General features: G+C 68.6%; 22 protein-coding genes. 18 read left to right on the top strand and 4 right to left on the bottom strand.

Features of this window, described 5'->3' with window-relative positions; all coding sequences use genetic code 11:
• Positions 1-47 precede the first annotated feature (47 nt).
• Entirely contained in the window at positions 48-761 is a 714-nt protein-coding gene (locus tag ACN27E_RS07345; RefSeq protein ID WP_422747832.1) for a GAF and ANTAR domain-containing protein, read from the bottom strand.
• A 59-nt stretch (positions 762-820) separates the two neighbouring features.
• On the opposite strand from ACN27E_RS07345, the gene ACN27E_RS07340 reads away from it, so the two are divergent.
• Positions 821-1,906, top strand: a complete 1,086-nt coding sequence (locus tag ACN27E_RS07340) for a hypothetical protein (protein WP_422747830.1) — start codon at positions 821-823, stop codon at positions 1,904-1,906.
• Here ACN27E_RS07340 and ACN27E_RS07335 read toward each other — a convergent pair.
• Positions 1,878-2,375, bottom strand: a complete 498-nt coding sequence (locus ACN27E_RS07335; RefSeq protein ID WP_422747829.1) for a DUF1990 domain-containing protein — start codon at positions 2,373-2,375, stop codon at positions 1,878-1,880. The two genes, ACN27E_RS07340 and ACN27E_RS07335, sit on opposite strands and share 29 nt — an antisense overlap.
• A 37-nt stretch (positions 2,376-2,412) precedes the next feature.
• Here ACN27E_RS07335 and ACN27E_RS07330 point away from each other — a divergent pair, with 37 nt between their 5' ends.
• The 9 genes from ACN27E_RS07330 to ACN27E_RS07290 are packed head-to-tail and all read left to right on the top strand — an operon-like array spanning position 2,413 to position 10,837.
• Positions 2,413-3,258: an aldo/keto reductase gene (locus ACN27E_RS07330; protein WP_422747828.1), complete on the top strand. Its 846-nt coding sequence runs from the start codon at positions 2,413-2,415 to the stop codon at positions 3,256-3,258.
• A gap of 25 nt (positions 3,259-3,283) precedes the next feature.
• Complete coding sequence (locus ACN27E_RS07325; RefSeq protein WP_422747826.1) at positions 3,284-3,910, top strand: PaaI family thioesterase; 627 nt, start codon at positions 3,284-3,286, stop codon at positions 3,908-3,910.
• Positions 3,907-4,362 carry a TIGR02611 family protein gene (locus ACN27E_RS07320; RefSeq protein ID WP_422747824.1) on the top strand — a complete coding sequence of 152 codons (456 nt, stop codon included), beginning with the start codon at positions 3,907-3,909 and terminating at the stop codon, positions 4,360-4,362. Before ACN27E_RS07325 ends, ACN27E_RS07320 begins: the two co-directional genes overlap by 4 nt.
• A gap of 60 nt (positions 4,363-4,422) precedes the next feature.
• Positions 4,423-6,483: a threonine--tRNA ligase gene (thrS, locus tag ACN27E_RS07315; protein WP_422747822.1), complete on the top strand. Its 2,061-nt coding sequence runs from the start codon at positions 4,423-4,425 to the stop codon at positions 6,481-6,483.
• The gene (locus ACN27E_RS07310; RefSeq protein WP_422747820.1) at positions 6,480-7,058 is read left to right on the top strand and encodes an HIT family protein; all 579 of its coding nucleotides are present in this window, start codon (positions 6,480-6,482) and stop codon (positions 7,056-7,058) included. Before thrS ends, ACN27E_RS07310 begins: the two co-directional genes overlap by 4 nt.
• Positions 7,055-7,723, top strand: a complete 669-nt coding sequence (pgsA, locus tag ACN27E_RS07305) for a phosphatidylinositol phosphate synthase (RefSeq protein WP_422747819.1) — start codon at positions 7,055-7,057, stop codon at positions 7,721-7,723. The genes ACN27E_RS07310 and pgsA overlap by 4 nt, the downstream gene beginning before the upstream one ends.
• 32 nt (positions 7,724-7,755) lie before the next feature.
• Positions 7,756-8,643 carry a phosphatidylinositol mannoside acyltransferase gene (locus ACN27E_RS07300; protein ID WP_422749694.1) on the top strand — a complete coding sequence of 296 codons (888 nt, stop codon included), beginning with the start codon at positions 7,756-7,758 and terminating at the stop codon, positions 8,641-8,643.
• Positions 8,644-8,678: 35 nt separating this feature from the next.
• Positions 8,679-9,815: a glycosyltransferase family 4 protein gene (locus ACN27E_RS07295; RefSeq protein WP_422747818.1), complete on the top strand. Its 1,137-nt coding sequence runs from the start codon at positions 8,679-8,681 to the stop codon at positions 9,813-9,815.
• On the top strand, positions 9,812-10,837 hold the full coding sequence (locus ACN27E_RS07290) for an NUDIX hydrolase (RefSeq protein WP_422747816.1): 1,026 nt from the start codon (positions 9,812-9,814) through the stop codon (positions 10,835-10,837). Before ACN27E_RS07295 ends, ACN27E_RS07290 begins: the two co-directional genes overlap by 4 nt.
• A 6-nt stretch (positions 10,838-10,843) precedes the next feature.
• Here ACN27E_RS07290 and ACN27E_RS07285 read toward each other — a convergent pair whose 3' ends face one another.
• Entirely contained in the window at positions 10,844-11,584 is a 741-nt protein-coding gene (locus tag ACN27E_RS07285; protein ID WP_422747814.1) for a hypothetical protein, read from the bottom strand.
• A 253-nt stretch (positions 11,585-11,837) separates the two neighbouring features.
• Here ACN27E_RS07285 and ACN27E_RS07280 point away from each other — a divergent pair, with 253 nt between their 5' ends.
• From ACN27E_RS07280 to pdxT, 5 genes are all read left to right on the top strand, one after another.
• A complete protein-coding gene (locus ACN27E_RS07280; protein ID WP_422747812.1) occupies positions 11,838-12,539 on the top strand; it encodes a hypothetical protein in 702 nt (233 codons plus the stop codon).
• Entirely contained in the window at positions 12,536-13,711 is a 1,176-nt protein-coding gene (locus ACN27E_RS07275) for a PrsW family intramembrane metalloprotease (protein ID WP_422747810.1), read from the top strand. Before ACN27E_RS07280 ends, ACN27E_RS07275 begins: the two co-directional genes overlap by 4 nt.
• Before the next feature lie 191 nt (positions 13,712-13,902).
• Positions 13,903-14,823, top strand: coding sequence for a pyridoxal 5'-phosphate synthase lyase subunit PdxS (pdxS, locus tag ACN27E_RS07270; protein ID WP_422747809.1), 921 nt, complete (start codon positions 13,903-13,905; stop codon positions 14,821-14,823).
• A gap of 6 nt (positions 14,824-14,829) precedes the next feature.
• Complete coding sequence (gene tesB / locus ACN27E_RS07265; protein WP_422747807.1) at positions 14,830-15,678, top strand: acyl-CoA thioesterase II; 849 nt, start codon at positions 14,830-14,832, stop codon at positions 15,676-15,678.
• A complete protein-coding gene (pdxT, locus tag ACN27E_RS07260; RefSeq protein ID WP_422747805.1) occupies positions 15,675-16,262 on the top strand; it encodes a pyridoxal 5'-phosphate synthase glutaminase subunit PdxT in 588 nt (195 codons plus the stop codon). Before tesB ends, pdxT begins: the two co-directional genes overlap by 4 nt.
• A gap of 23 nt (positions 16,263-16,285) precedes the next feature.
• On the opposite strand, the gene ACN27E_RS07255 is transcribed toward pdxT, so the two are convergent.
• Positions 16,286-18,001, bottom strand: a complete 1,716-nt coding sequence (locus ACN27E_RS07255) for a CocE/NonD family hydrolase (RefSeq protein ID WP_422747804.1) — start codon at positions 17,999-18,001, stop codon at positions 16,286-16,288.
• Positions 18,002-18,064: 63 nt separating this feature from the next.
• On the opposite strand from ACN27E_RS07255, the gene ACN27E_RS07250 reads away from it, so the two are divergent.
• The 3 genes from ACN27E_RS07250 to ACN27E_RS07240 all read left to right on the top strand — a co-directional run bounded on the left by ACN27E_RS07250 (position 18,065) and on the right by ACN27E_RS07240 (position 19,968).
• Positions 18,065-18,661, top strand: coding sequence for a TetR family transcriptional regulator (locus tag ACN27E_RS07250; RefSeq protein WP_422747803.1), 597 nt, complete (start codon positions 18,065-18,067; stop codon positions 18,659-18,661).
• A gap of 104 nt (positions 18,662-18,765) precedes the next feature.
• Positions 18,766-19,518, top strand: coding sequence for a YebC/PmpR family DNA-binding transcriptional regulator (locus tag ACN27E_RS07245; RefSeq protein WP_422747801.1), 753 nt, complete (start codon positions 18,766-18,768; stop codon positions 19,516-19,518).
• 102 nt (positions 19,519-19,620) lie between these two features.
• Positions 19,621-19,968 (top strand): hypothetical protein, encoded by a 348-nt coding sequence (locus ACN27E_RS07240; protein WP_422747799.1) that lies wholly within the window; start codon positions 19,621-19,623, stop codon positions 19,966-19,968.
• The last annotated feature ends 62 nt before the right edge of the window (positions 19,969-20,030 follow it).

Here is a 20,030-nt window from a genome sequence, read left to right as displayed (position 1 = left end):
CGCCGCCATGGGTTCACACTCGGAAACCACGGCGCACACTCGACAGCTCAGCCCTCGGGCTTGGCCCCGGCCACCAGATCGGTGGCGATCCGGATCAGCGGCACGTTCGAATCCTGGGACAGTTTGCGCAGCAGCTCGAAGGCCTGCACGGCGTCGACGGCGTACCGCTCCATCACCATGCCCTTGGCCTGACCGATCACATCTCGGCTGGACAGGGCCTGCTGGAACTGCTCGACGCGCCGCGCCGACTTCCACGCCACCGACGAATGGACGGCGAAGATGCGGCCGATCTCCCTGGTCTGCGGTCCGAACGCATTCGGTTGTTCGGCGTAGACGTTCAGCGCCCCCATCGTCTCGCCGGCGATGAACATCTGAAACGCCATGATCGAGCGGATCGGAGTCTGTTCGACCGCATCCCGCCGGTACAGCGGGAACCGGTCGTCCTGCTCGAGATCGGCGACGTGCACCAGCCGCTCCTCCCACGCGGCCGACAGACACGGACCCTCGCGGTGGCGTTGCTGGATTTCGTCGAGCAGGATCGGCCACTTGTCCGTCGCCGCAGGCGTGTCGATGCGTCGATCGTCGCGGGTGATGGTGACCCCGGCGTATTCGGCGCCGGGAATCTCGACCGCCGCGTGCTCGACGAGTTCGGCGATCACGGTGTCGGCGTCAGCATCCAACCGGCCGTGCAATTCCTGTACCAGATCCGCGATCCGGCTGTGCACTCCGTCGACCTCGGCAGATTCGTTCACCAGGACCATCCGATCAATGCCCTCCGATAAGTTGCTCAAGGCTACTCAACACACGCGCTGGAGGAAGCATGGACAGCGTTGCGCACGGCCGCCGCGGTCCGATCACCCGCGATGCGACCGGCTCGGCGAACGCCGAGGCCTTCGTCCTGATCGCGATCGCCACGATCCTGATCACCCGGCTCTATCTCGAGCTGACCGGATATCCGCAGATCGGCGGCGGCACCCTGCACATCGCGCATGCGTTGTGGGGCGGGGCTCTGATGATGTTCGCCCTGCTCATCGGGTGGCTGACGCTGGGCGCCGGGACGCGGACGCTGGCCGTCCTGCTCGGCGGTATCGGCTTCGGCCTGTTCCTCGACGAAGTCGGCAAGTTCGTCACCAAGGACAACGACTACTTCTACGGGCCGTCGGCCGAGATCATGTACATCCTGGTGGTTGCCATCCTGGTCGGCGCCCGCATCGTCCGCGACATCCGGCCGCTGACCGCCCGGGAGTGCCTCGCCTCGGCCACCGCGATCGCCGCCGACGGCGTGGCCCGGGGATTGGCCGACCACCGCCGCGAGGTCGGCCTGGCGCTACTGTCTCAGGCCGACAGTGGCGGCGCGTCGGGTGACGAGGTGGCCCACGTCCGCTCCCTGCTGCTGACTGCTGACCACGCACCCGACCGTCTCTACCGCCTGCAGCGCTGGGCGCCCCGGCTGATCCCCGGCTTCTTCCGCAGCCCGCGGTGGGTCCCGGTGGTCGGCTGGCTGCTGGTGCTCAGCGCCGTGGGCGGACTGGTGTTCGGCGTGCTGGGTATCGCCCTGGGCGGCTATTACTACGAGGACGACGCCGTGGTCCTGGAACTCGACGGACCCACCCCGGCATCGGTGATGCTGCTGGTCGTCGCCGCCACCACGGCCGCGATCGCGGTGCCGGCGATGATCGCCCGCCGGCGCACCGATCGGGTGTGGCCGCTGCGCTGGCTGCGCAACGCAGCGCTCATCTCCACATTCCTCAATGCCTTCGTCGATTTCGCGACCGACGGGTTCGGCGCGCTGGTGGGGGTTTCGATCGGGCTGTTCACGTTGGCGATCCTCAACCACCAGATCAGCGTCGCGGTGCTCCACGATGTGCGAGAAGAACTCACAGCGCCCGCAGATAGCGTGCGGTGACCACCCGCTGCAGCACCGACGTCACCGGTCCGGCGAGCCGGCTCCACCACGTCGCGTGCCGGGAGAACGCCGCGACCTCCGCGTAGACCCGTTCGGTGGCCGGGTCGTAGCGCACCGCGAACAACTCCTCGCCCGATTCGGCGTGCCCCGGCAGAGTGCCGTAGGCGAAGCCGCGCCGGTCCGGCTCGTCGATCACCCAGACCACCCGGCACGGCGCCCGCACCGGACCCATACCGACGATGACCTCGGAGCCGACCGTCGCCACCTCCGTCGTGGCGACGACCGCCAGCCCCGCACCGCGCAGCATGCCCCACCGCATCACCGCCTCGGCGGCCTCCTCGAACCGGCGACGGCCGGAACCGATCTCACGGGACCTGCGCACGTGGTGGTATCCGGCGGGCAGCGGGCCGGCGGTCGCGCCCACCTCGTCGTAGGTCAGCGGTAGTGCGGCCAGCTCGCTCAACTTCACCCCGCCACCATGCCAGCACCGCGCGTACGGTCGGGGCATGACCACCTTCTCCCTGGGCGGCGACCTCACCGTCGCGCGACTCGGCTTCGGCGCGATGCGCCTCACCGGCAAGGGCGTGTGGGGCCCGCCCGCCGACCGCGACGAGTGTCTCCGGGTGCTGCGCCGGGCGGTCGAACTCGGCGTCAACTTCATCGACACCGCGGACTCCTACGGGCCCTATGTGTCCGAAGATCTCATCCGGGAGGCGCTGCACCCGTACGGCGACGGCCTCGTCATCGCCACCAAGGCCGGGCTGCTGCGCACCGGACCCGACGAGTGGACGCCGCTCGGGTTCCCCGCCTATCTGCGGCAGGAGTGCGAGATGAGTCTGCGCCGCCTCGGCGTCGACACCATCGACCTGTTCCAGCTGCACCGCATCGACGACAAGTTCCCCGCCGAGGACCAGATCGGCGAGCTGGCGGCACTGCAGCAGGAGGGCAAGATCCGGCATATCGGGCTCTCCGAGGTCAGTGTCGACCAGCTCGTGGCCGCGCAGCGGACCGCGACGATCGTCTCGGTGCAGAACATGTACAACGTCGGGGCGCGCGGATCTGAGCCGCTGGTCGACAAGGCTGCCGAGGAGGGCATCGCGTTCATCCCGTGGTTCCCGCTGGCGGCCGGCCCGCTGGCGGCCCCTGACGGGCCGCTGCAACGCATCGCCGCCGACCACCACGCCACCCCGTCGCAGCTGGCGTTGGCGTGGCTGCTCAAGCGCTCGCCGACCATGCTGCCGATTCCGGGCACCTCCAGCGTCGCCCACCTGGAGGAGAACGTGGCCGCCGCGCAGATCACACTGTCCGACGACGAGTTCGAGACCCTCAGCCGAGCCGGTGCGGCCCAGTGACGCAGCGCCCCATATCTTGAGCGGTGTGGCGACTGACCCGACCGAGACGCCGTCCGGTGGCGGATTCAACCCGCCGGTGCCGACCACGCGCGGCGGTCCGGACTACGGGCGCTTCGTCGAGGCGGTGCGCACCCTGCAGGACCTGGCCCGCAGCGCGGACGCGCCCGACGAGGTGATCGCCGACGCGGCCGGGATGATCGGCCAGGTCAACGATCTGCTGGACGCCTACCGGGCCGACGAATGGCATTCGCCGTCCGGCCGGCGCGTCGACCTGCCCAACCGCGGCAACATCCTGCAGGTCCCGATGGTGCTCGAGCGCACGGCCGACGGCCGCATCGCCGGCGAGGCGGTGTTCCGGCGCTTCTACCTGGGCCGCAATGGGGCGGCGCACGGCGGGGCGATCGCGCTGCTGTTCGACTCGGTGCTCGGCTACACCGCATACAAGCTCACCGAGAGCCGCTATCAGCGCACCGCCTTCCTGCACGTGAACTACCGCAACATCGTGCCGGTGGAGCAGCCGCTGCGGGTGGAGGCCGGGATCGATCGCATCGAGGGCCGCAAGATCTTCGTCGACGGCCGGCTGCTCGACGGGGACACCGTGCTCGCCGACGTCGAAGCGCTCTTCGTCCGCCTGAAGCCGGGACAGCCGTGAGCGACACAGCCTCCGATGACGCCGAGGAGACGGCGCGGTTCGCCGGCGTCCGGCGCCGGTGGGGCCGGTGGCGTGACGGTCTGCGCGAACGGCCCCGGCTGGAATTCTGCTACCGCATCGCCGTCGGCGTCGTCGGCACCGCGGTGCTGGCGGTCGGTATCGTCGCGATCCCGTATCCGGGTCCGGGCTGGGCCATCGTGTTCATCGGCCTGGGCATCCTGGCCACCGAATTCGACTGGGCGCAGCGGCTGCTCAAGTACGCCAAAGAGCGCTACGACACGGTGATGGACTGGTTCCACCGGCAGGGCGCCATCGTGCAGATCCTCGGCGGGCTGCTCACAGCGCTGGTGGTGTTCGGCACGCTGTGGCTGCTGGGCGCGCTCGACTGGGCCGGCGAGATCCTGGGAGTCGAACAATCGTGGTTGAACAGTCCCATCGGGGTCGGAGACTGATCGCCCGCACCGATAGCATGGTCGCGTCTCGCCACACCCCGAACGCTTGGAGAACCACCGATGACCGCCGTCGCCAGCCCCGCCCCAGCAGCCCCGATCCGGGTCGCTGCCGGGACCACCGCGGGAGCGGCGGTCCGCGAAGCGGGACTGCCCAGCCGCGGCGCGCCTGACGCCGTGGTCGTCGTGCGTGACCCGGACGGTCGCCTGCGTGACCTGTCGTGGGCGCCGGAGACCGACGTGGAGGTGACGCCGGTCGCGGCCGACACCGAGGACGGCCGCAGCGTGATCCGGCACTCGGCCGCCCACGTGCTGGCCCAGGCCGTGCAAGAGCTGTTCCCGCACGCCAAGCTCGGTATCGGTCCGCCGATCACCGACGGCTTCTACTACGACTTCGATGTGCCGAAGGCCTTCACGCCCGAGGACCTCGAGGCGCTCGAGAAGAAGATGCGCCAGATCGTCAAGGACGGGCAGCTCTTCTCGCGCCGCGTCTACGCCTCAAGGGACGAAGCCCGCGAGGAACTCGCCAACGAGCCCTACAAACTCGAACTCGTCGACGACAAATCCGGCGCCGACGATCCGGAGGTCATGGAAGTCGGCGGTGACGAGCTGACCGCCTACGACAATCTCAATCCCCGTACCCGCGAGCGGATCTGGGGCGACCTGTGCCGCGGCCCGCACATCCCGACCACCCGCTACATCCCGGCCTTCAAACTCACCCGCAGTTCGGCTGCCTACTGGCGCGGCAATCAGGACAACGCCAGCCTGCAGCGCATTTACGGCACCGCGTGGGAGTCCCAGGAGGCACTCGATCGCCACCTCGAGCTGATCGAGGAGGCGCAGCGCCGCGACCACCGCCGGCTCGGCGCCGAACTCGACCTGTTCAGCTTCCCGGACGAATTGGGTTCGGGCCTTCCGGTTTTCCACCCCAAGGGGGGCGTGGTGCGACGCGAGCTGGAGGAGTACTCGCGCCGCAAGCACATCGAGGCCGGCTACGAGTTCGTCAACACCCCGCATATCACCAAGGAACAGCTGTACATCACCTCGGGCCACCTCGAGTGGTACGCCGACGGCATGTTCCCCCCCATGCAGATCGACGCGGAGTACAACGCGGACGGCACGGTGCGCAAGCCCGGGCAGGACTACTACCTCAAGCCGATGAACTGCCCGATGCACCATCTGATCTATCGCTCGCGGGGGCGCTCCTATCGCGAACTTCCCTTGCGGCTCTTCGAGTTCGGCAGTGTCTACCGGTACGAGAAGTCCGGGGTCGTGCACGGGCTGACCCGGGTGCGCGGGATGACACAGGACGACGCGCACATCTACACCACCCGCGAGGAGATGCGCGAGGAGCTGACCCGGATCCTGCAGTTCGTTCTCGAGCTGCTCGCCGACTACGGACTCGACGACTTCTACCTCGAGCTCTCCACCAAGGATCCGGACAAATTCGTCGGCTCCGACGAACTCTGGGAGGAAGCCACCGACACACTGCGGGAAGTGGGCGAGAGTTCAGGGTTGGAACTCGTCCCCGATCCCGGGGGCGCGGCGTTCTACGGCCCGAAGATCTCGGTGCAGGTGCGCGACGCGCTGGGCCGCAGCTGGCAGATGTCGACGATTCAGCTCGACTTCAACATGCCCGACCGTTTCGAACTCGAGTACACCGCGGCCGACGGAACCCGCAAGCGGCCCGTGCTGATCCACCGCGCGTTGTTCGGCTCGATCGAGCGGTTCTTCGGCATCCTCACCGAGCACTACGCAGGAGCGTTCCCGGCCTGGTTGGCGCCGGTGCAGGTGGTCGGCATCCCGGTCGCCGACGCCCATGTCGCCTACCTCGACGAGGTCGCGGCCCAGCTGCGGGGTCGCGGAGTGCGCGTCGAGGTGGACGCCAGCGACGACCGGATGGCCAAGAAGATCGTCAACCACACCAACCAGAAAGTGCCGTTCATGCTGGTTGCGGGCGATAAGGATGTGGAGGCGGGCGCCGTGTCCTTCCGCTTCGGGGACCGCACACAGATCAACGGCGTGCCGCGCGAACACGCCGCCGACGCCATCGTGAAATGGATTGCCGACCGCCAGAACGTCGCTCCCACAGCCGACCTCGTGAAGGCGGACCCAGGCGCGTGAGCGATAACGACGAGCGCTCGATCGTCGACCACGGGGTCGGCGACCCCGACCATCTGCAGCGGCTGTGGACTCCACACCGGATGAGCTACATCGCCGAATCGCCGATGAAGAAGGGTTCGGACTCGTCGCAGTCGGCGCAGCCGTTCACCGACATCCCCACCATGGCCGACGAGGACGGCCTGGTGGTCGCGCGGGGAGCCGAGGTGTACGCGGTGCTCAACCTGTATCCCTACAACCCCGGCCACCTGATGGTGGTGCCGTACCGCCGGGTATCGGAGCTCGAGGACCTCACCGCCAGCGAGAGCGCCGAGCTGATGGCTTTCGCGCAGCGCGCCATCCGCGTGATCAAAGCCGTGTCGCGGCCGCACGGGTTCAACGTCGGCCTCAACCTCGGCCACTCGGCGGGCGGGTCGCTGGCCGAGCACCTGCACATGCATGTCGTGCCGCGGTGGGGTGGGGACGCGAATTTCATCACCATCATCGGCGGCTCGAAAGTGATCCCGCAGCTGCTGCGCGAGACGCGGGAACTGCTCGCCGACGAGTGGACCAGACAGGCCGGCGAGGACGGCCCGTGAGCAACTTCTATTTGATGACGCGCGCCGCCTACACCAAACTGTCGCGGCCCGTCGCCCGCGGCGCGCTGCGGCTGGGGTTCACCCCGGACAGCATCACCATCCTCGGCGCGGCCGGCAGTGTGCTGGCGGCGCTGACCCTGTTCCCGATGGGGCAACTGTGGTGGGGCTCCTTCACCGTCGCGGTATTCGTCCTTGCGGACATGCTCGACGGCGCGATGGCCCGCGAGCGGGGCGGCGGACGGCGTTTCGGCGCCGTGCTCGACGCGACCTGCGACCGCATCGCCGACGGCGCGATCTTCGCCGGCCTGCTGTGGTGGGCGGCCTTCGGCATGCAGAGCCGCTCTCTGGTGGTGGCCACGTTGATCTGCCTGATCACCTCGCAGGTGATCTCCTACATCAAGGCCCGCGCCGAAGCCAGCGGGCTGCGTGGCGACGGTGGCTTCATCGAACGGCCCGAAAGACTGGTCATCGTGCTGACCGGCGCCGGTCTTTCCGGGGTGTCGTTCCTGCACGTGCCGTGGCTGGTGCATGTGGCGATGTGGCTGCTGGCCGTCACCAGCGTGATCACCGTCCTGCAGCGCGTGCATGCGGTGCGCACCTCGCCGGGAGCGACCGACCCGATCGAACCGGCCGGCGGGCAGAAGCCGGCGGCGGGGGAGCAGTGACCCCATTCGTAGGTCGGCTGCCCACCTCTGACATGCTGTCGGACTGGGGATATGCCGCCGGGTGGCGCGTCGTGCGCGCCGTACCGGATGTCGTGGCCCGCACCGCATTCGACGCCGGTGCCCGGTATTCGTCGCGCAACGGTGGACCCGAACAGCTGCGCAAGAACCTGGCCAGGGTGACCGGGGTGGCCCCGGCCGAGGTGCCGGATTCGCTGATGCAAGCGTCACTGGCGTCGTACGCCCGCTACTGGCGCGAGGCGTTCCGGCTGCCGGGTATGGACCACGCCAAGATCGGCCGGGACCTGTCGGTGACGGGTATCGACAACCTGTGGGCGGCGCTGCGCGACGGGCGCGGCGCGGTGATCGCCCTGCCGCACAGCGGCAACTGGGATATGGCGGGGGTGTGGCTGGTGCAGAACCACGGCGAATTCACCACCGTCGCCGAACGCCTGAAACCGGAGTCTCTGTTCAACCGGTTCGTCGCCTACCGGGAGAGCCTCGGATTCGAGGTGATACCGCTCTCCGGCGGAGAGCGCCCGCCGTATCAGCTGTTGCGGGATCGACTGCGGGACAACCGGGTGGTCTGTCTGATGGCCGAACGCGATCTGTCCCGGCACGGGGTGGCGGTCGACTTCTTCGGTGAGCCGACCCGCATGCCCGCCGGCGCGGCCAAACTCGCGATCGAGACCGGTGCGGCCCTGTTGCCGACGCACTGCTGGTTCGACGGCGACGGCTGGGGCATGGAGGTGTTCGGCGAACTCGACACCTCCAGCCGCGACGTCGCGGTGATCACCCAGGCGCTGGCCGACCGATTCGCCGTCAACATCGCCGCCCATCCGCAGGACTGGCACATGGTCCAGCCGCAATGGCTGTCTGATCTGTCCGAGGGGCGCCGCGCCCGGATCGCCGGGGCGCGATGAGTGCTCGCGCGAAGAGCAGAAAGCGCTGGTAGACCGTGCGCATCGGCATGGTGTGTCCGTACTCGTTCGACGTGCCGGGCGGGGTGCAGTCGCATGTTCTACAGCTCGCCGAGGTGATGCGCCGGCGGGGCCACGACGTCAGCGTGCTCGCACCGTCCTCACCCGACGCCGATCTGCCCGACTACGTCGTCTCCGGCGGGAAGGCGGTGCCCATCCCGTACAACGGATCGGTGGCGCGGCTGCGATTCGGACCCGCCACCCACCGCCGGGTCAAGAAGTGGCTATGCCACGGCGATTTCGACGTTCTGCACCTGCATGAGCCGAATGCGCCCAGCCTGTCGATGCTGGCGCTGCAGGCCGCGCAGGGTCCGATCGTCGCGACGTTCCACACCTCGACCACCAAATCGCTGACGTTGTCGGTATTCCAGGGGATCCTGCGGCCCTACCACGAGAAGATCGTCGGACGCATCGCCGTCTCGGACCTCGCGCGCCGCTGGCAGATGGAGGCGCTCGGCTCCGACGCGGTCGAGATCCCCAACGGCGTCGACGTCGCCTCGTTCGCGACCGCGCCCCTGCTGCCCGGCTATCCCCGGCCCGGCCGCACCGTGCTGTTCCTGGGCCGCTACGGCGAACCCCGCAAGGGCATGGCGGTACTGCTGCGCGCCCTCCCGGCCCTGGTGGCGCGCTATCCGGACATCGAGATCCTCGTCGTCGGCCGCGGTGCGGAGGACGAACTGCGCGACGAGGCCGGGGAGCTGGCCGGTCATCTGCGGTTCCTCGGGCAGGTCGACGATGCCACCAAGGCGTCGGCGATGCGCAGCGCCGATGTGTACTGCGCGCCCAACACCGGGGGGGAGAGCTTCGGCATCGTGCTCGTCGAGGCCATGGCCGCCGGCACCGCGGTGGTGGCCAGCGATCTCGACGCCTTCCGGCGGGTGCTGCTCGACGGGGCGGCGGGCGCGCTGGTGCGCGTCGACGACGCCGACGACCTGGCCGCCGGGGTGATCGGGATGCTCGCCGACGACCCCGACCACGTGGCGGCGCGGGATCGGATCGTCGCCGCGGCGGCCGAGGCGGTGCACCGCTACGACTGGTCGGTGGTGGCCAGCCAGATCATGCGGGTCTACGAAACGGTGGCCGGCGCGGGGGTCAAGGTGTCGGTGGTGTCGTGACCGCGTGGTTGATCGTCGCGGTCGCCGTCCTGGCCGTGGTCGTGCTGCTGATCGCCGGCTGGGCGTATCAGACCGCCCACCGGCTCGATCGCCTGCACGTGCGCTACGACCTGAGCTGGCAGGTCCTCGACGGTGCGCTGGGCCGGCGTGCGGCCGTGGCCCGGGCCGTCGCCGCCGACGCGTACGGCGGTGAAGCGCCGGGCCGACGCCTCTCGGCGCTGGCCGACGCCGCCGAACGGGCGCCGCGCAGCGCCCGGGAGGCCGCCGAGAACGAGCTCTCCGCCGCGCTCGCGGTGGTCGACCCGGCGGCACTGCCGACGGCGCTGGTGGCCGAGCTGGCCGACGCCGAAGCTCGGGTGTTGCTGGCGCGGCGCTTCCACAACGACGCCGTGCGCGACACCCTGGCCCTGCGTGAGCGGACCCCGGTACGGCTGCTGAGACTGGGCGGAACCGCCGCGCTGCCCACCTATTTCGAGATCGCCGAACCCTCGTCGCGCGACACCGAGCCGGTCAAACCGCGGATGTCGGCACGCGTGGTGCTGATCGACCGCGACGGCGCGGTGCTGCTGCTGTGCGGATCCGATCCAGCCGCGGCGGCCGGCTCAGCACCGCGCTGGTGGTTCACCGTGGGTGGCGCCGTGGAACCGGGGGAGACACTGACCGAGGCCGCGGCCCGGGAGCTGGCCGAGGAGACCGGTCTGCAGGTCGATGCCGGATCGTTGATCGGGCCGGTGTGGCGGCGTGACGCGGTGTTCGACTTCAACGGGGCGGTCATGCACAGCCAGGAGCTGTTCTTCGTATGCCGCACCGACCGCTTCGAACCGACCGCGATCGGTCACACGGCCCTCGAACGCCGCTACATCCACGGCCACCGCTGGTGTGACGCGACGGCGATCGGCGAGCTGGTCGCCGCGGGCGAGGCCGTATACCCGCGCCGGCTGGCCGAATTGCTCGACCAGGCCGTCGCCCTCGCCGACTCGCCCGCATCCCGGCCGGCGGGACCGCCGGTGCAGATCCGCTGACCGGCCTCAGCCGGTGACGATCAGATCGTGGGCACCGGTCGCCCAGGCCCGTTCGAAGACGTCGATCGGCACCTGCTCGCCGTCGCCGTCCTCGGTGCCGCTGTCGGAGAGGAAGACCAGCCCGGCCTCCGGATCGACGCCGCTGATCACCACGGAGTGGTCGTCGTCGGTGTAGCCGCCCTCCTCGGCCCAGATGGTCTCGGCGTTCACGCCGGCGATCAACCGGCGTCCGCTGTCCAGATAGCCGGAGAGCGCCGGGATCCCAGTGGCCAGGCCGGTCTCGGCGGCCAGGTCGTCGCTGGTGGCGGTGGCGGCGATCCCGTAGTGCTCAAGCAGCAGGACCTGATCGTCGGAGGTGGTCCCGTTGTCGGAGTTCGGGTTGTTCGGGTCCGGCGGCGTGTAGATCGGCCGGTCACCGCCCGGGCTCGGCAGACTCGACGCGACCGCGACGATCTCCTGCTCGGTGGGTGCGGTGCCCGTCGTCAGGCCGACGACGGTCGCGACCGCCATCAGACCGCAGTCCTGGAAGTTCTGTTGGTTCCAGTAGTCGCTCGCCTCCGCCGGGTCGCCGTGCAGCTCGATCTTCAGCAGCACCGGGCTCTCGGCGATGGTGTAGGCGCCCGACACGGTTGTCAGCGCGACACGGTGCTCGGGAACGGCCGTGCCTGCGCCGTAGGCGGTCACGGCCAGCGCCGCGACGGCGGCGCAGGCGAAGATGGTGTGTGCTGGACGATGCGAAGTCGGCATCATGTCTCCCCTGGATTCGGCCGTACCGGCCGTGTTACGCCACCACTGCGCCCCTATGGCAACACGCGTCAAATTCAACCACAGCGTTTTCGCAGCTTCAGCGCATCGCGGAAAGGATCTTCTCGGCCACCGCACACCTTGCCTTCTGGGACGGGGCCCGCATCCGGGGCCGACCCATTCACCGATCAGGTGACGGCTGGGAAAATATTTTCTGAAGTCGAGGCCTGAGCTCGAGCGACCGTTGTTATAGTCGGTGCGCCTGTGGTGGGGCATATCGGCCGAAATCCCGTCTAGTCAAGGACTTCCCATTACCGACATCCTCGCCCAGTCGACGTTCGAACCCGACGAACGCTGGATCCCCGTAGACCGCCGATGGCTCGGCTTCGACCGGCGCTCCATCGGCCCGGCCGTCACCGTGCTCGCGTTGGCGTTCGTCATGTCCATCGTGCTGCCGAACATCGATGACTTCATCGGATACGACGATGAGGTCGCCGCCGGTGACGTCATCGGACTGGACGGAGGCGTCACCTTCGTTCCCGAACCTGGCTGGGGCATCACCTCGGGGGTGCGAATCGGCAGTCCACAAGCCGGCGGCGGATATCCGCAGAGCGCGACGGTCGCCGATGGCGACGTCACGCTCACCGTCAAAGTGGACAATTTCGACGGTGACGCCAGCGCGCTGCTCGACCAGGTCGAGACCACCGGCGGCGGCGTGCTCGACGGCGACACGACGGTGATGAGCGAACGCGCCACCGTCACAAGCGATTCCGGCGATTCGGGAGTCGTCGAGGAAATCGGCACCCTCACCACTGACGGGTTGCTGGTGGCCTACGTCTTCGATGGCGTGGGGGTCGTCGCCGTCGCCCTCGGACCCGACGATCCTTCGTCGGACGAGACCGATGCCGTCCACCGGATGATCACCAGCATCCGCGGGGACAAGGGAGCGGCGGCGTGACCGATCTGTCCGACCTCGAAACTGCCCGTGCCGCCGCTCTCGACGCCTCCGGATGGGGTCGGCGCTTCGTGCTGTTCCAACCGCGCAATCTGGCGTTCTGGGTGTACGTGCTGCTGGTGGGGTTCGGTGCGATCACCGTCTTACCGATGCTGCAGAGCCAGCCCGCGTCGTTCGACACCGCGGTCGCGGCTGCGGTCGTGCTGTTCGTTCTCTACGGCGCCTTGCTCTGGTGGTTCACTCAGCGCGCCGACCGGTACGCCAAACTGCCGGTGAATCTGCTGGTCACCGCGCTGGCCTGGGGCGGATTCGCGGCCACGTCGCTGATGGCGGGCACGGCCAACAGCGCGTTGAGCGATCTCTACGCCAAGGCGTTCGGCCAGGCATGGTCGCTGGATTGGTCGGCCGCGCTCTCCGCGCCCTTCGACGAGGAACTGGCCAAGGGCTTCGGCCTGCTCCTGCTGATCGCTCTGGCGCCCCGCGTGATTCGAACCGCGTTTGACGGTTTCATCCTCGGCGCGGCGATCGGTCTCGGCTTCCAGATCGTCGAAGACGTGCAGTACGCGTTGGATGCCGCCGGTGCACAATTCGGCGCCGATCCGCTGGCCTCCGAGCTGCAGACGATCTGGACGCGGATGGCCTTCGGCGTCGCCGCGCACATCTTGTACAGCGCGATTTTCTGCGCCGGCCTGGTGTATCTGCTGGGTCGTCCGGCCGAGCCCCGCCGGGTCGGTCGCGGACTGCTGCTCATGGTGATTGCCATGCTGCTGCACGGCGTTTGGGATGCAGTCGACGCCATCGCGGGTGGCAGCCCGTCGCTGCAGACCGGGCTGTACGTCGGCATGGTCGTGGTCGCGCTGCTCATCGTCGCGAAGGTCTACAGCTCGACGGTGGTGCGCGAGCGCGACGTCCTGCGCGCTGTGATGGCGCCGGAGGTCGAGCGAGGCGTGATCACCCCGGCGGAACTCGACGTGCTGGCAGGATCGTGGAAGGCCCGGCGCGGCCATCGTAAGCGCGGGGTTGGCGCGCAGCGCCGGACCGCCGTTCTGGTGCTCCAGGCTGCCGACGAGCTGGCCAACGAGCTGGCGGCGGCGCGGGGAGCCGACACCGACCGCGTGCGGTTCGCGCGTTCGGAGGTGGAGCGGATCCGGCAGGGCGCGCCGTCGCGTTGGTGATGCCGGTTCAAGGTGCTGCCCAGCGGGCAACCCAGGAGGGCAGTACCGCTGGATTCTGGGACACCGCCGGTGTGATGCGACAATAGGCCGCGAACTGGTCACCGGTGTGAGGCCGAACCCGCAATATTGCGGATTCAATCGATTTTGCGGTGCCACTACACTGGATCGGTAGCGATTCTGAGGAGAAGGCAGTGGAAACCGCAGCAAACGGCTCGCAGCACAACGGCTCGTCGCAGGTCGGAACCGCTCGCGTCAAGCGGGGCATGGCGGAAATGCTCAAGGGCGGCGTCATCATGGACGTCGTCACCCCCGAGCAGGCCCGCATCGCCGAGGCCGCCGGCGCCGTCGCGGTCATGGCGCTCGAGCGGGTGCCCGCCGACATCCGAGCCCAGGGCGGCGTGTCGCGGATGAGCGATCCGGACATGATCGAGGGCATCATCGACGCGGTCACCATCCCTGTGATGGCCAAGGCGCGCATCGGTCACTTCGTGGAGGCGCAGATCCTGCAGAGCCTCGGCGTGGACTACGTCGACGAATCCGAGGTGCTCACCCCGGCCGACTACACCAATCACATCGACAAGTGGAAATTCACCGTGCCGTTCGTGTGCGGGGCGACCAATCTGGGCGAAGCGCTGCGGCGCATCACCGAAGGCGCGGCGATGATCCGCTCCAAGGGCGAGGCCGGCACCGGCGACGTCTCGAACGCGACCACCCACATGCGCAAGATCGGCGGCGAGATCCGCCGGCTGACCTCGCTGAGCGAAGACGAGCTGTTCGTGGCGGCCAAGGAACTGCAGGCGCCCTACGACCTGGTTCTCGAGGTGGCCCGCGCGGGCAAGCTGCCGGTGACGTTGTTCACCGCGGGCGGTATCGCCACCCCCGCCGACGCGGCCATGATGATGCAACTCGGCGCCGAGGGCGTGTTCGTCGGCTCGGGCATCTTCAAATCCGGCAACCCCGCCGATCGCGCCGCGGCGATCGTGAAGGCCACGACCTTCTACGACGATCCGGACGTGCTGGCCAAGGTGTCGCGGGGCCTGGGTGAGGCGATGGTCGGTATCAACGTGGAGGACATCGCCCAGCCCCACCGGCTGGCCGAACGCGGCTGGTAATCGCAGATGGCGATCGAGGAGATCCTCGACCTCGAGCAGCTGGAGGTCAACATCTACCGCGGTGCGGTGTTCAGCCCCGAGTCGGGATTCCTGCAGCGCACCTTCGGCGGTCATGTGGCCGGGCAATCCCTGGTGTCGGCGGTGCGCACGGTCGACCCGAAGTTCCTGGTGCACTCGCTGCACGGCTATTTCCTGCGGCCCGGGGACGCCCGCGCGCCGTCGGTCTACATCGTCGAGCGGCTGCGCGATGGCGGATCGTTCGTCACCCGACGGGTCAACGCCATCCAGCACGGCGAGACGATCTTCTCGATGTCGGCGTCCTTCCAGACCGACCAGAGTGGCATCGAACACCAGGACGCCATGCCGGCGGCGCCGCCGCCGGACGACATGACCGACTTCAAATCCGTGAGCAAGGTCTTCGACGACGCCAGCTTCGCCCAGTTCGACGAATGGGATGTCCGGATCGTGCCGCGTGATCTGGTGAAGCGGTTGCCGGGCAAGGCATCTCAGCAGCAGGTGTGGTTCCGTCACCGGGACCCGCTGCCCGACGACCCGGTGCTGCACATCTGCGCACTGGCCTATCTGAGCGATCTCACGCTGCTCGGTTCGGCGCAGGTCAACCACGCCGACGTGCGCAAGCATCTCAACATCGCCTCTCTCGACCACGCGATGTGGTTCATGCGACCGTTCCGTGCCGACGAATGGCTGCTCTACGACCAGTCCTCGCCGTCGGCATGCGGCGGCCGGGCGCTGACCCAGGGCAAGCTGTTCAACCAGTACGGCGAGATGGTCGCGGCCGTCATGCAGGAGGGACTGACCCGGTATCCGCGCGATTTCACGCCGGGACGGGCGTGAGCGTCCGCATCGGGGTGCTGGCGCTGCAGGGTGACACCCGCGAACACCTCGCGGCGCTGACCGAGGCCGGCGCCGAGGCCGTCACGGTTCGGCGGCGGGCCGAACTCGACGCGGTCGAGGCGCTGGTGATCCCGGGCGGCGAATCGACGGCGATGAGCCATCTGCTGCGCGAGTTCGACCTGCTCGAACCGCTGCGCGAGCGTTTGGCCGACGGTATGCCCGCGTACGGCTCATGCGCGGGGATGATCCTGTTGGCCAGCGAGATCCTCGACGCCGGCGCCGCCGGCCGGGAGGCCATGCCGTTACACGGAATCGACATGACGGTGCGCCGCAACGCATTCGGACGCCAGGTCGACTCGTTCGAAGGTGATATCCCGTTCGCGGGACTCGACGAACCCGTCCACGCGGTGTTCATCCGGGCGCCGTGGGTGGAGCGGGTCGGCGCGGGTGTCGAGGTGCTGGGCCGGGCGGGGGAGCACATCGTCGCGGTGCGGCAGGGCCGGACGCTGGCGACGTCGTTCCATCCGGAGATGACCGGCGACCGCCGGGTGCACAAGCTGTTCGTGGAGATGGTTTCGGCGTGAAAAGGCGCGCAGAGCAGACCTTTTCACGCCGAGATCACCGGTAGCAACAGGCGGGAGGATGAGCGGACGATGTTGCGGCTGCTGGTCCCGACGCCGGCGTGCCGGAAGTTCATGATCGCCGGTGTCGACGGATCCTGATCGTCGCTGGTGAGCACCAGGCGGATCCGGTGTCCGGCCCGGAAGCGACGGGCGTTGGGCACCAGCGGAATCCGGTATTCGACGTTCTCGCCGATCGGCACGGCGCGCGGTTCCCGGCAGGGCAGTACCGGCGCGCCGTCGCGGCTGGCGGCCTCGTCGACCGTGCGCAGACTCGCCCGCAACCAGCCGGCCGTGACGTCCTCGACCGTGCCGTCGGGGGCCACGTCCTGCAGGGTGGCGATCCATGCCGTGTCGATCGCGGTGGCCGATGCCACAAGGCGTAATTCGACGTCGCCCACCATGTCCACATGGTCGTCCAGCGCAGCGCTGGTCCACTCGAGTCGGTCCGGCGGATCGACGGGGCTGGCGGTGACCCGGTTGAGTCCGGCACCGAGCACCAGATACGCCCGCTGCCCCGGTTCACCCTCGTCGTCGTCGAGCGCCCCGTCGGCACGCAGCGCGAGGCTGCGGTGGCTGCTCTGTTCCGGTGGCCAGCAGTTCGCGATGTGCCAGCCACCCTCGTCGCCGGGCAGCACGTACCGGATCGGCGGTCCGTCGAGGATTCCGGTGTCGTGGCCCTTGAGCCAGTGGTCGAACCAGGCCAGCGCCTCGGTGTGCAGGCTCTCCCACGGCCAGGTCAACCCGTAGCGCCCGAGCAGTCCGATGCGTACATCGCTGCTGTGGCGCAACCTTTTCCAGGTCTGGAACGTCGACGGGAGATGCAGCGGCACGTTCTCCCAGTCGCAGCCGAGATAGACCGGGATGTCCACGCGGTCCAGCAGCGGCAGCAGGTCGCGTTCGTCCCACCATTCATCGCGCACAGGGTGTTCGACCGCCACGTCATGCCACAGGTCGTCCCACGGATGGGGATTGTGCGGCAGCTTGAGCAGCTGGCGCATCATCGTCACCGCCGCCTCACCGTTCATCGTGGCGAATCGGCGGTGGAGCGGCGGCAGACTGAGGATGCGGCGCGCCAGGCCGACCACCGGGCCGCGCCACAGTGCATCGCTGCGCTCGGAGGTCAGCCCCATCATGGACAGGAACGGCGTGACGAACGACGAGTTCATCAACCCGTGGTGGGATGCGGCCTCGTACAGGTCGGCCGTGACGGCGACCGGGAAGATCGCCCGCAGATGCGGGGGCCGTTCGACGGCGGCTTCGAGCTGCGTCATGGCGAAATAGCTGATGCCGATCATTCCGACGGTGCCGTCGCACCACGGCTGAGCGGCCACCCACTCCACGAGGTCGTACATGTCGCGGCGTTCCTGAGCGTCGAAGAACCCGAACCGGCCGCCGGAGCCGCACGTGCCACGCACGTTGGCGATGACGTGGACATATCCGCGACGGACCCAGAAGTCGGTGACGCCGGCCTCGATGAACCCGGCCGGCGCGCCGAGGTTCTGGATCTGACGGGGATACGGGGACGCGGCGATCAGAGCCGGGTGACGCCCGTCCCCGGCCGGACGGTGCACGTCGGCGAGCAGGGTGACGCCGTCGCGCATCGGCACAGTGACATTGACGTCGTGCGCGACGGTGTGGCGCGGCTCGCTGAGGTTGCGATAGGTGCGTCCGGTGGTCTGCGGCCCGTTCAGCGCGTTCACAAATTTCACGCTACGGTGAAACTAGTCTCAACGCAACGTGAAATCGGCGGCTATGCTCGACCGGTGCCGAAGCGAACCGCACCCGGCCCCCGCGACGAACGGGGCGTGCTCTCTGCGCGCATCCTCGCCGCAGCCCGCCACGAGTTCGCCGACCAAGGCGTCGCCGGCACCACCATCCGGGCGGTCGCGCGGGCGGCCGACGTCGATCCGGCGCTCGTCTATCACTACTTCGGATCCAAGGAGAAGCTGCTCGACGCAGCCACCGATCCGCCGCAGCGCTGGCTGGAGATGGTGGCCACCACCTGGTCGACGCCCCGCGCGGACCTCGGTGAGCGCCTCGTGCGGACCGTGTTGGGCAGCTGGACCGACGACGAGATAGGGCCCACACTGCGCGCCGTCGTGATGACCGCCGCCCACGAGCCGCGCACCCGGGAGAAGCTCGCACTGGTGGTGAGCCGCAGCCTGATCGGGACGTCCACACTGGGCACCGACGAGGCCGACCGGATGCGGCGCAGCGGCCTGATCGCCACGCAGCTCATCGGCCTGGCACTGATGCGCTTCGTGTGGCGGATCGAACCGGTCGCCTCCATGACCGAGCCCGAGGTCGTCGCGGCGATCGCGCCGAACCTGCAGCGCTACATCGACGGCGACCTGAGGTGATTTCGGCGTGCAAAGGCGCGCTCACCGCTCGCGATCACGCCCGAATCGCGGCTGCACGTAGACTCGTCAGGCGAGATCGCGACAAGAAAGTAGGTTCACCCCTGATGAGCGGCCATTCCAAGTGGGCGACCACGAAGCACAAGAAGGCGGTCATCGACGCCCGTAGGGGTAAGAATTTCGCCAAGTTGATCAAGAACATCGAGGTCGCCGCCCGCACCGGCGGCGGAGACCCCGGCGGCAACCCGACGCTGTTCGACGCCATCCAGAAGGCCAAGAAGAACTCGGTGCCCAACGACAACATCGAACGCGCCCGTAAGCGCGGCGCGGGTGAAGAGGCCGGCGGCGCCGACTGGCAGACCATCACCTACGAGGGCTACGGCCCCAACGGCGTGGCCATCCTGGTCGAGTGCCTGACCGACAACCGCAACCGCGCCGCGGGGGAGGTGCGGGTGGCGATGACCCGCAATGGCGGCAACATGGCCGATCCGGGGTCGGTCTCCTATCTGTTCACCCGAAAAGGCGTGGTGACTCTCGAGAAGAACGGTCTGACCGAGGACGACGTGCTCGCCGCGGTACTCGACGCCGGTGCCGAGGACGTCACCGATCTCGGCGACAGCTTCGAGATCATCTCCGAGCCCACCGACCTGGTGGCTGTGCGCAGCGCCCTGCAGGACGCCGGTATCGACTACGACTCCGCCGAGGCGAGCTTCCAGCCGTCGGTGACCGTGCCGGTGGACGCCGAGGGTGCACGCAAGGTGATGAAACTGGTCGATGCCCTCGAGGACAGCGACGACGTGCAGGACGTCTACACCAACGTCGACATCCCCGACGAGATCCTCGCGCAGATCGAGGCCTGACCCCGCACATAGTTGCCCCGCCGGCTCTAAGCTCTGAGGCCATGGCGGTGGTGGTCGACCCCGACGGCGCGGCGCGGTCCGGACGGTTCGTGATCTGACGCCATGCCCGAATTCAAGGACGCGCAGGGCGTGCGGTGGCGGGTGCGGCGCCGCTGGATGCCGCTGATCGACTACATCGACATGGCCTCGTGGGGCGACAGCTGGTTCGGGGTGTTGATGTTCGTGATCGCGCTGCCGTTCATCCTGGCGTGGCCGTTCTGGTTCCTGGCCAAGTTCTGCGGCGTGCCGTGGAAGATCGAGATCACCCGGGACGGCGAGGAGCAGGGCGTCGAGAAGGTCAGGGGCTGGCGGGCATCGAGGCGGCGCGTCGAGGAGATCGACCGCGCGATCCGGTCGTTCGGTGAGGTGCCCGCGGCGGATCTGAATCCGGACCTGCGCCCGTACACCTGATCCGGTGTGTCCTTCCGCGATGCAGCCGCGCCGCGCGTTAAGGTATCGAACACGTGTTCTGG

It is taken from the genome of Mycobacterium sp. WMMD1722, from assembly GCF_049315205.1.
In the GTDB taxonomy this organism is placed as follows: Bacteria; Actinomycetota; Actinomycetes; order Mycobacteriales; family Mycobacteriaceae; genus Mycobacterium.
The sequence above is the reverse complement of the archived record's forward strand: the minus strand, read 5'-3'. Positions and strand labels throughout refer to the sequence as shown.

Bases quoted from the DNA above. Each gene is read 5' to 3' on its own strand.
- ACN27E_RS07330 (WP_422747828.1), top strand. From the start codon at position 2,413: ATGACCACCTTCTCCCTGGGCGGCGACCTCACCGTCGCGCGACTCGGC.
- ACN27E_RS07340 (WP_422747830.1), top strand. From the start codon at position 821: ATGGACAGCGTTGCGCACGGCCGCCGCGGTCCGATCACCCGCGATGCG.
- ACN27E_RS07345 (WP_422747832.1), bottom strand. From the start codon at position 761: ATGGTCCTGGTGAACGAATCTGCCGAGGTCGACGGAGTGCACAGCCGG.
- ACN27E_RS07300 (WP_422749694.1), top strand. From the start codon at position 7,756: ATGCTGTCGGACTGGGGATATGCCGCCGGGTGGCGCGTCGTGCGCGCC.
- ACN27E_RS07245 (WP_422747801.1), top strand. From the start codon at position 18,766: ATGAGCGGCCATTCCAAGTGGGCGACCACGAAGCACAAGAAGGCGGTC.
- ACN27E_RS07240 (WP_422747799.1), top strand. From the start codon at position 19,621: ATGCCCGAATTCAAGGACGCGCAGGGCGTGCGGTGGCGGGTGCGGCGC.
- ACN27E_RS07285 (WP_422747814.1), bottom strand. From the start codon at position 11,584: ATGCCGACTTCGCATCGTCCAGCACACACCATCTTCGCCTGCGCCGCC.
- tesB (WP_422747807.1), top strand. From the start codon at position 14,830: ATGGCGATCGAGGAGATCCTCGACCTCGAGCAGCTGGAGGTCAACATC.
- thrS (WP_422747822.1), top strand. From the start codon at position 4,423: ATGACCGCCGTCGCCAGCCCCGCCCCAGCAGCCCCGATCCGGGTCGCT.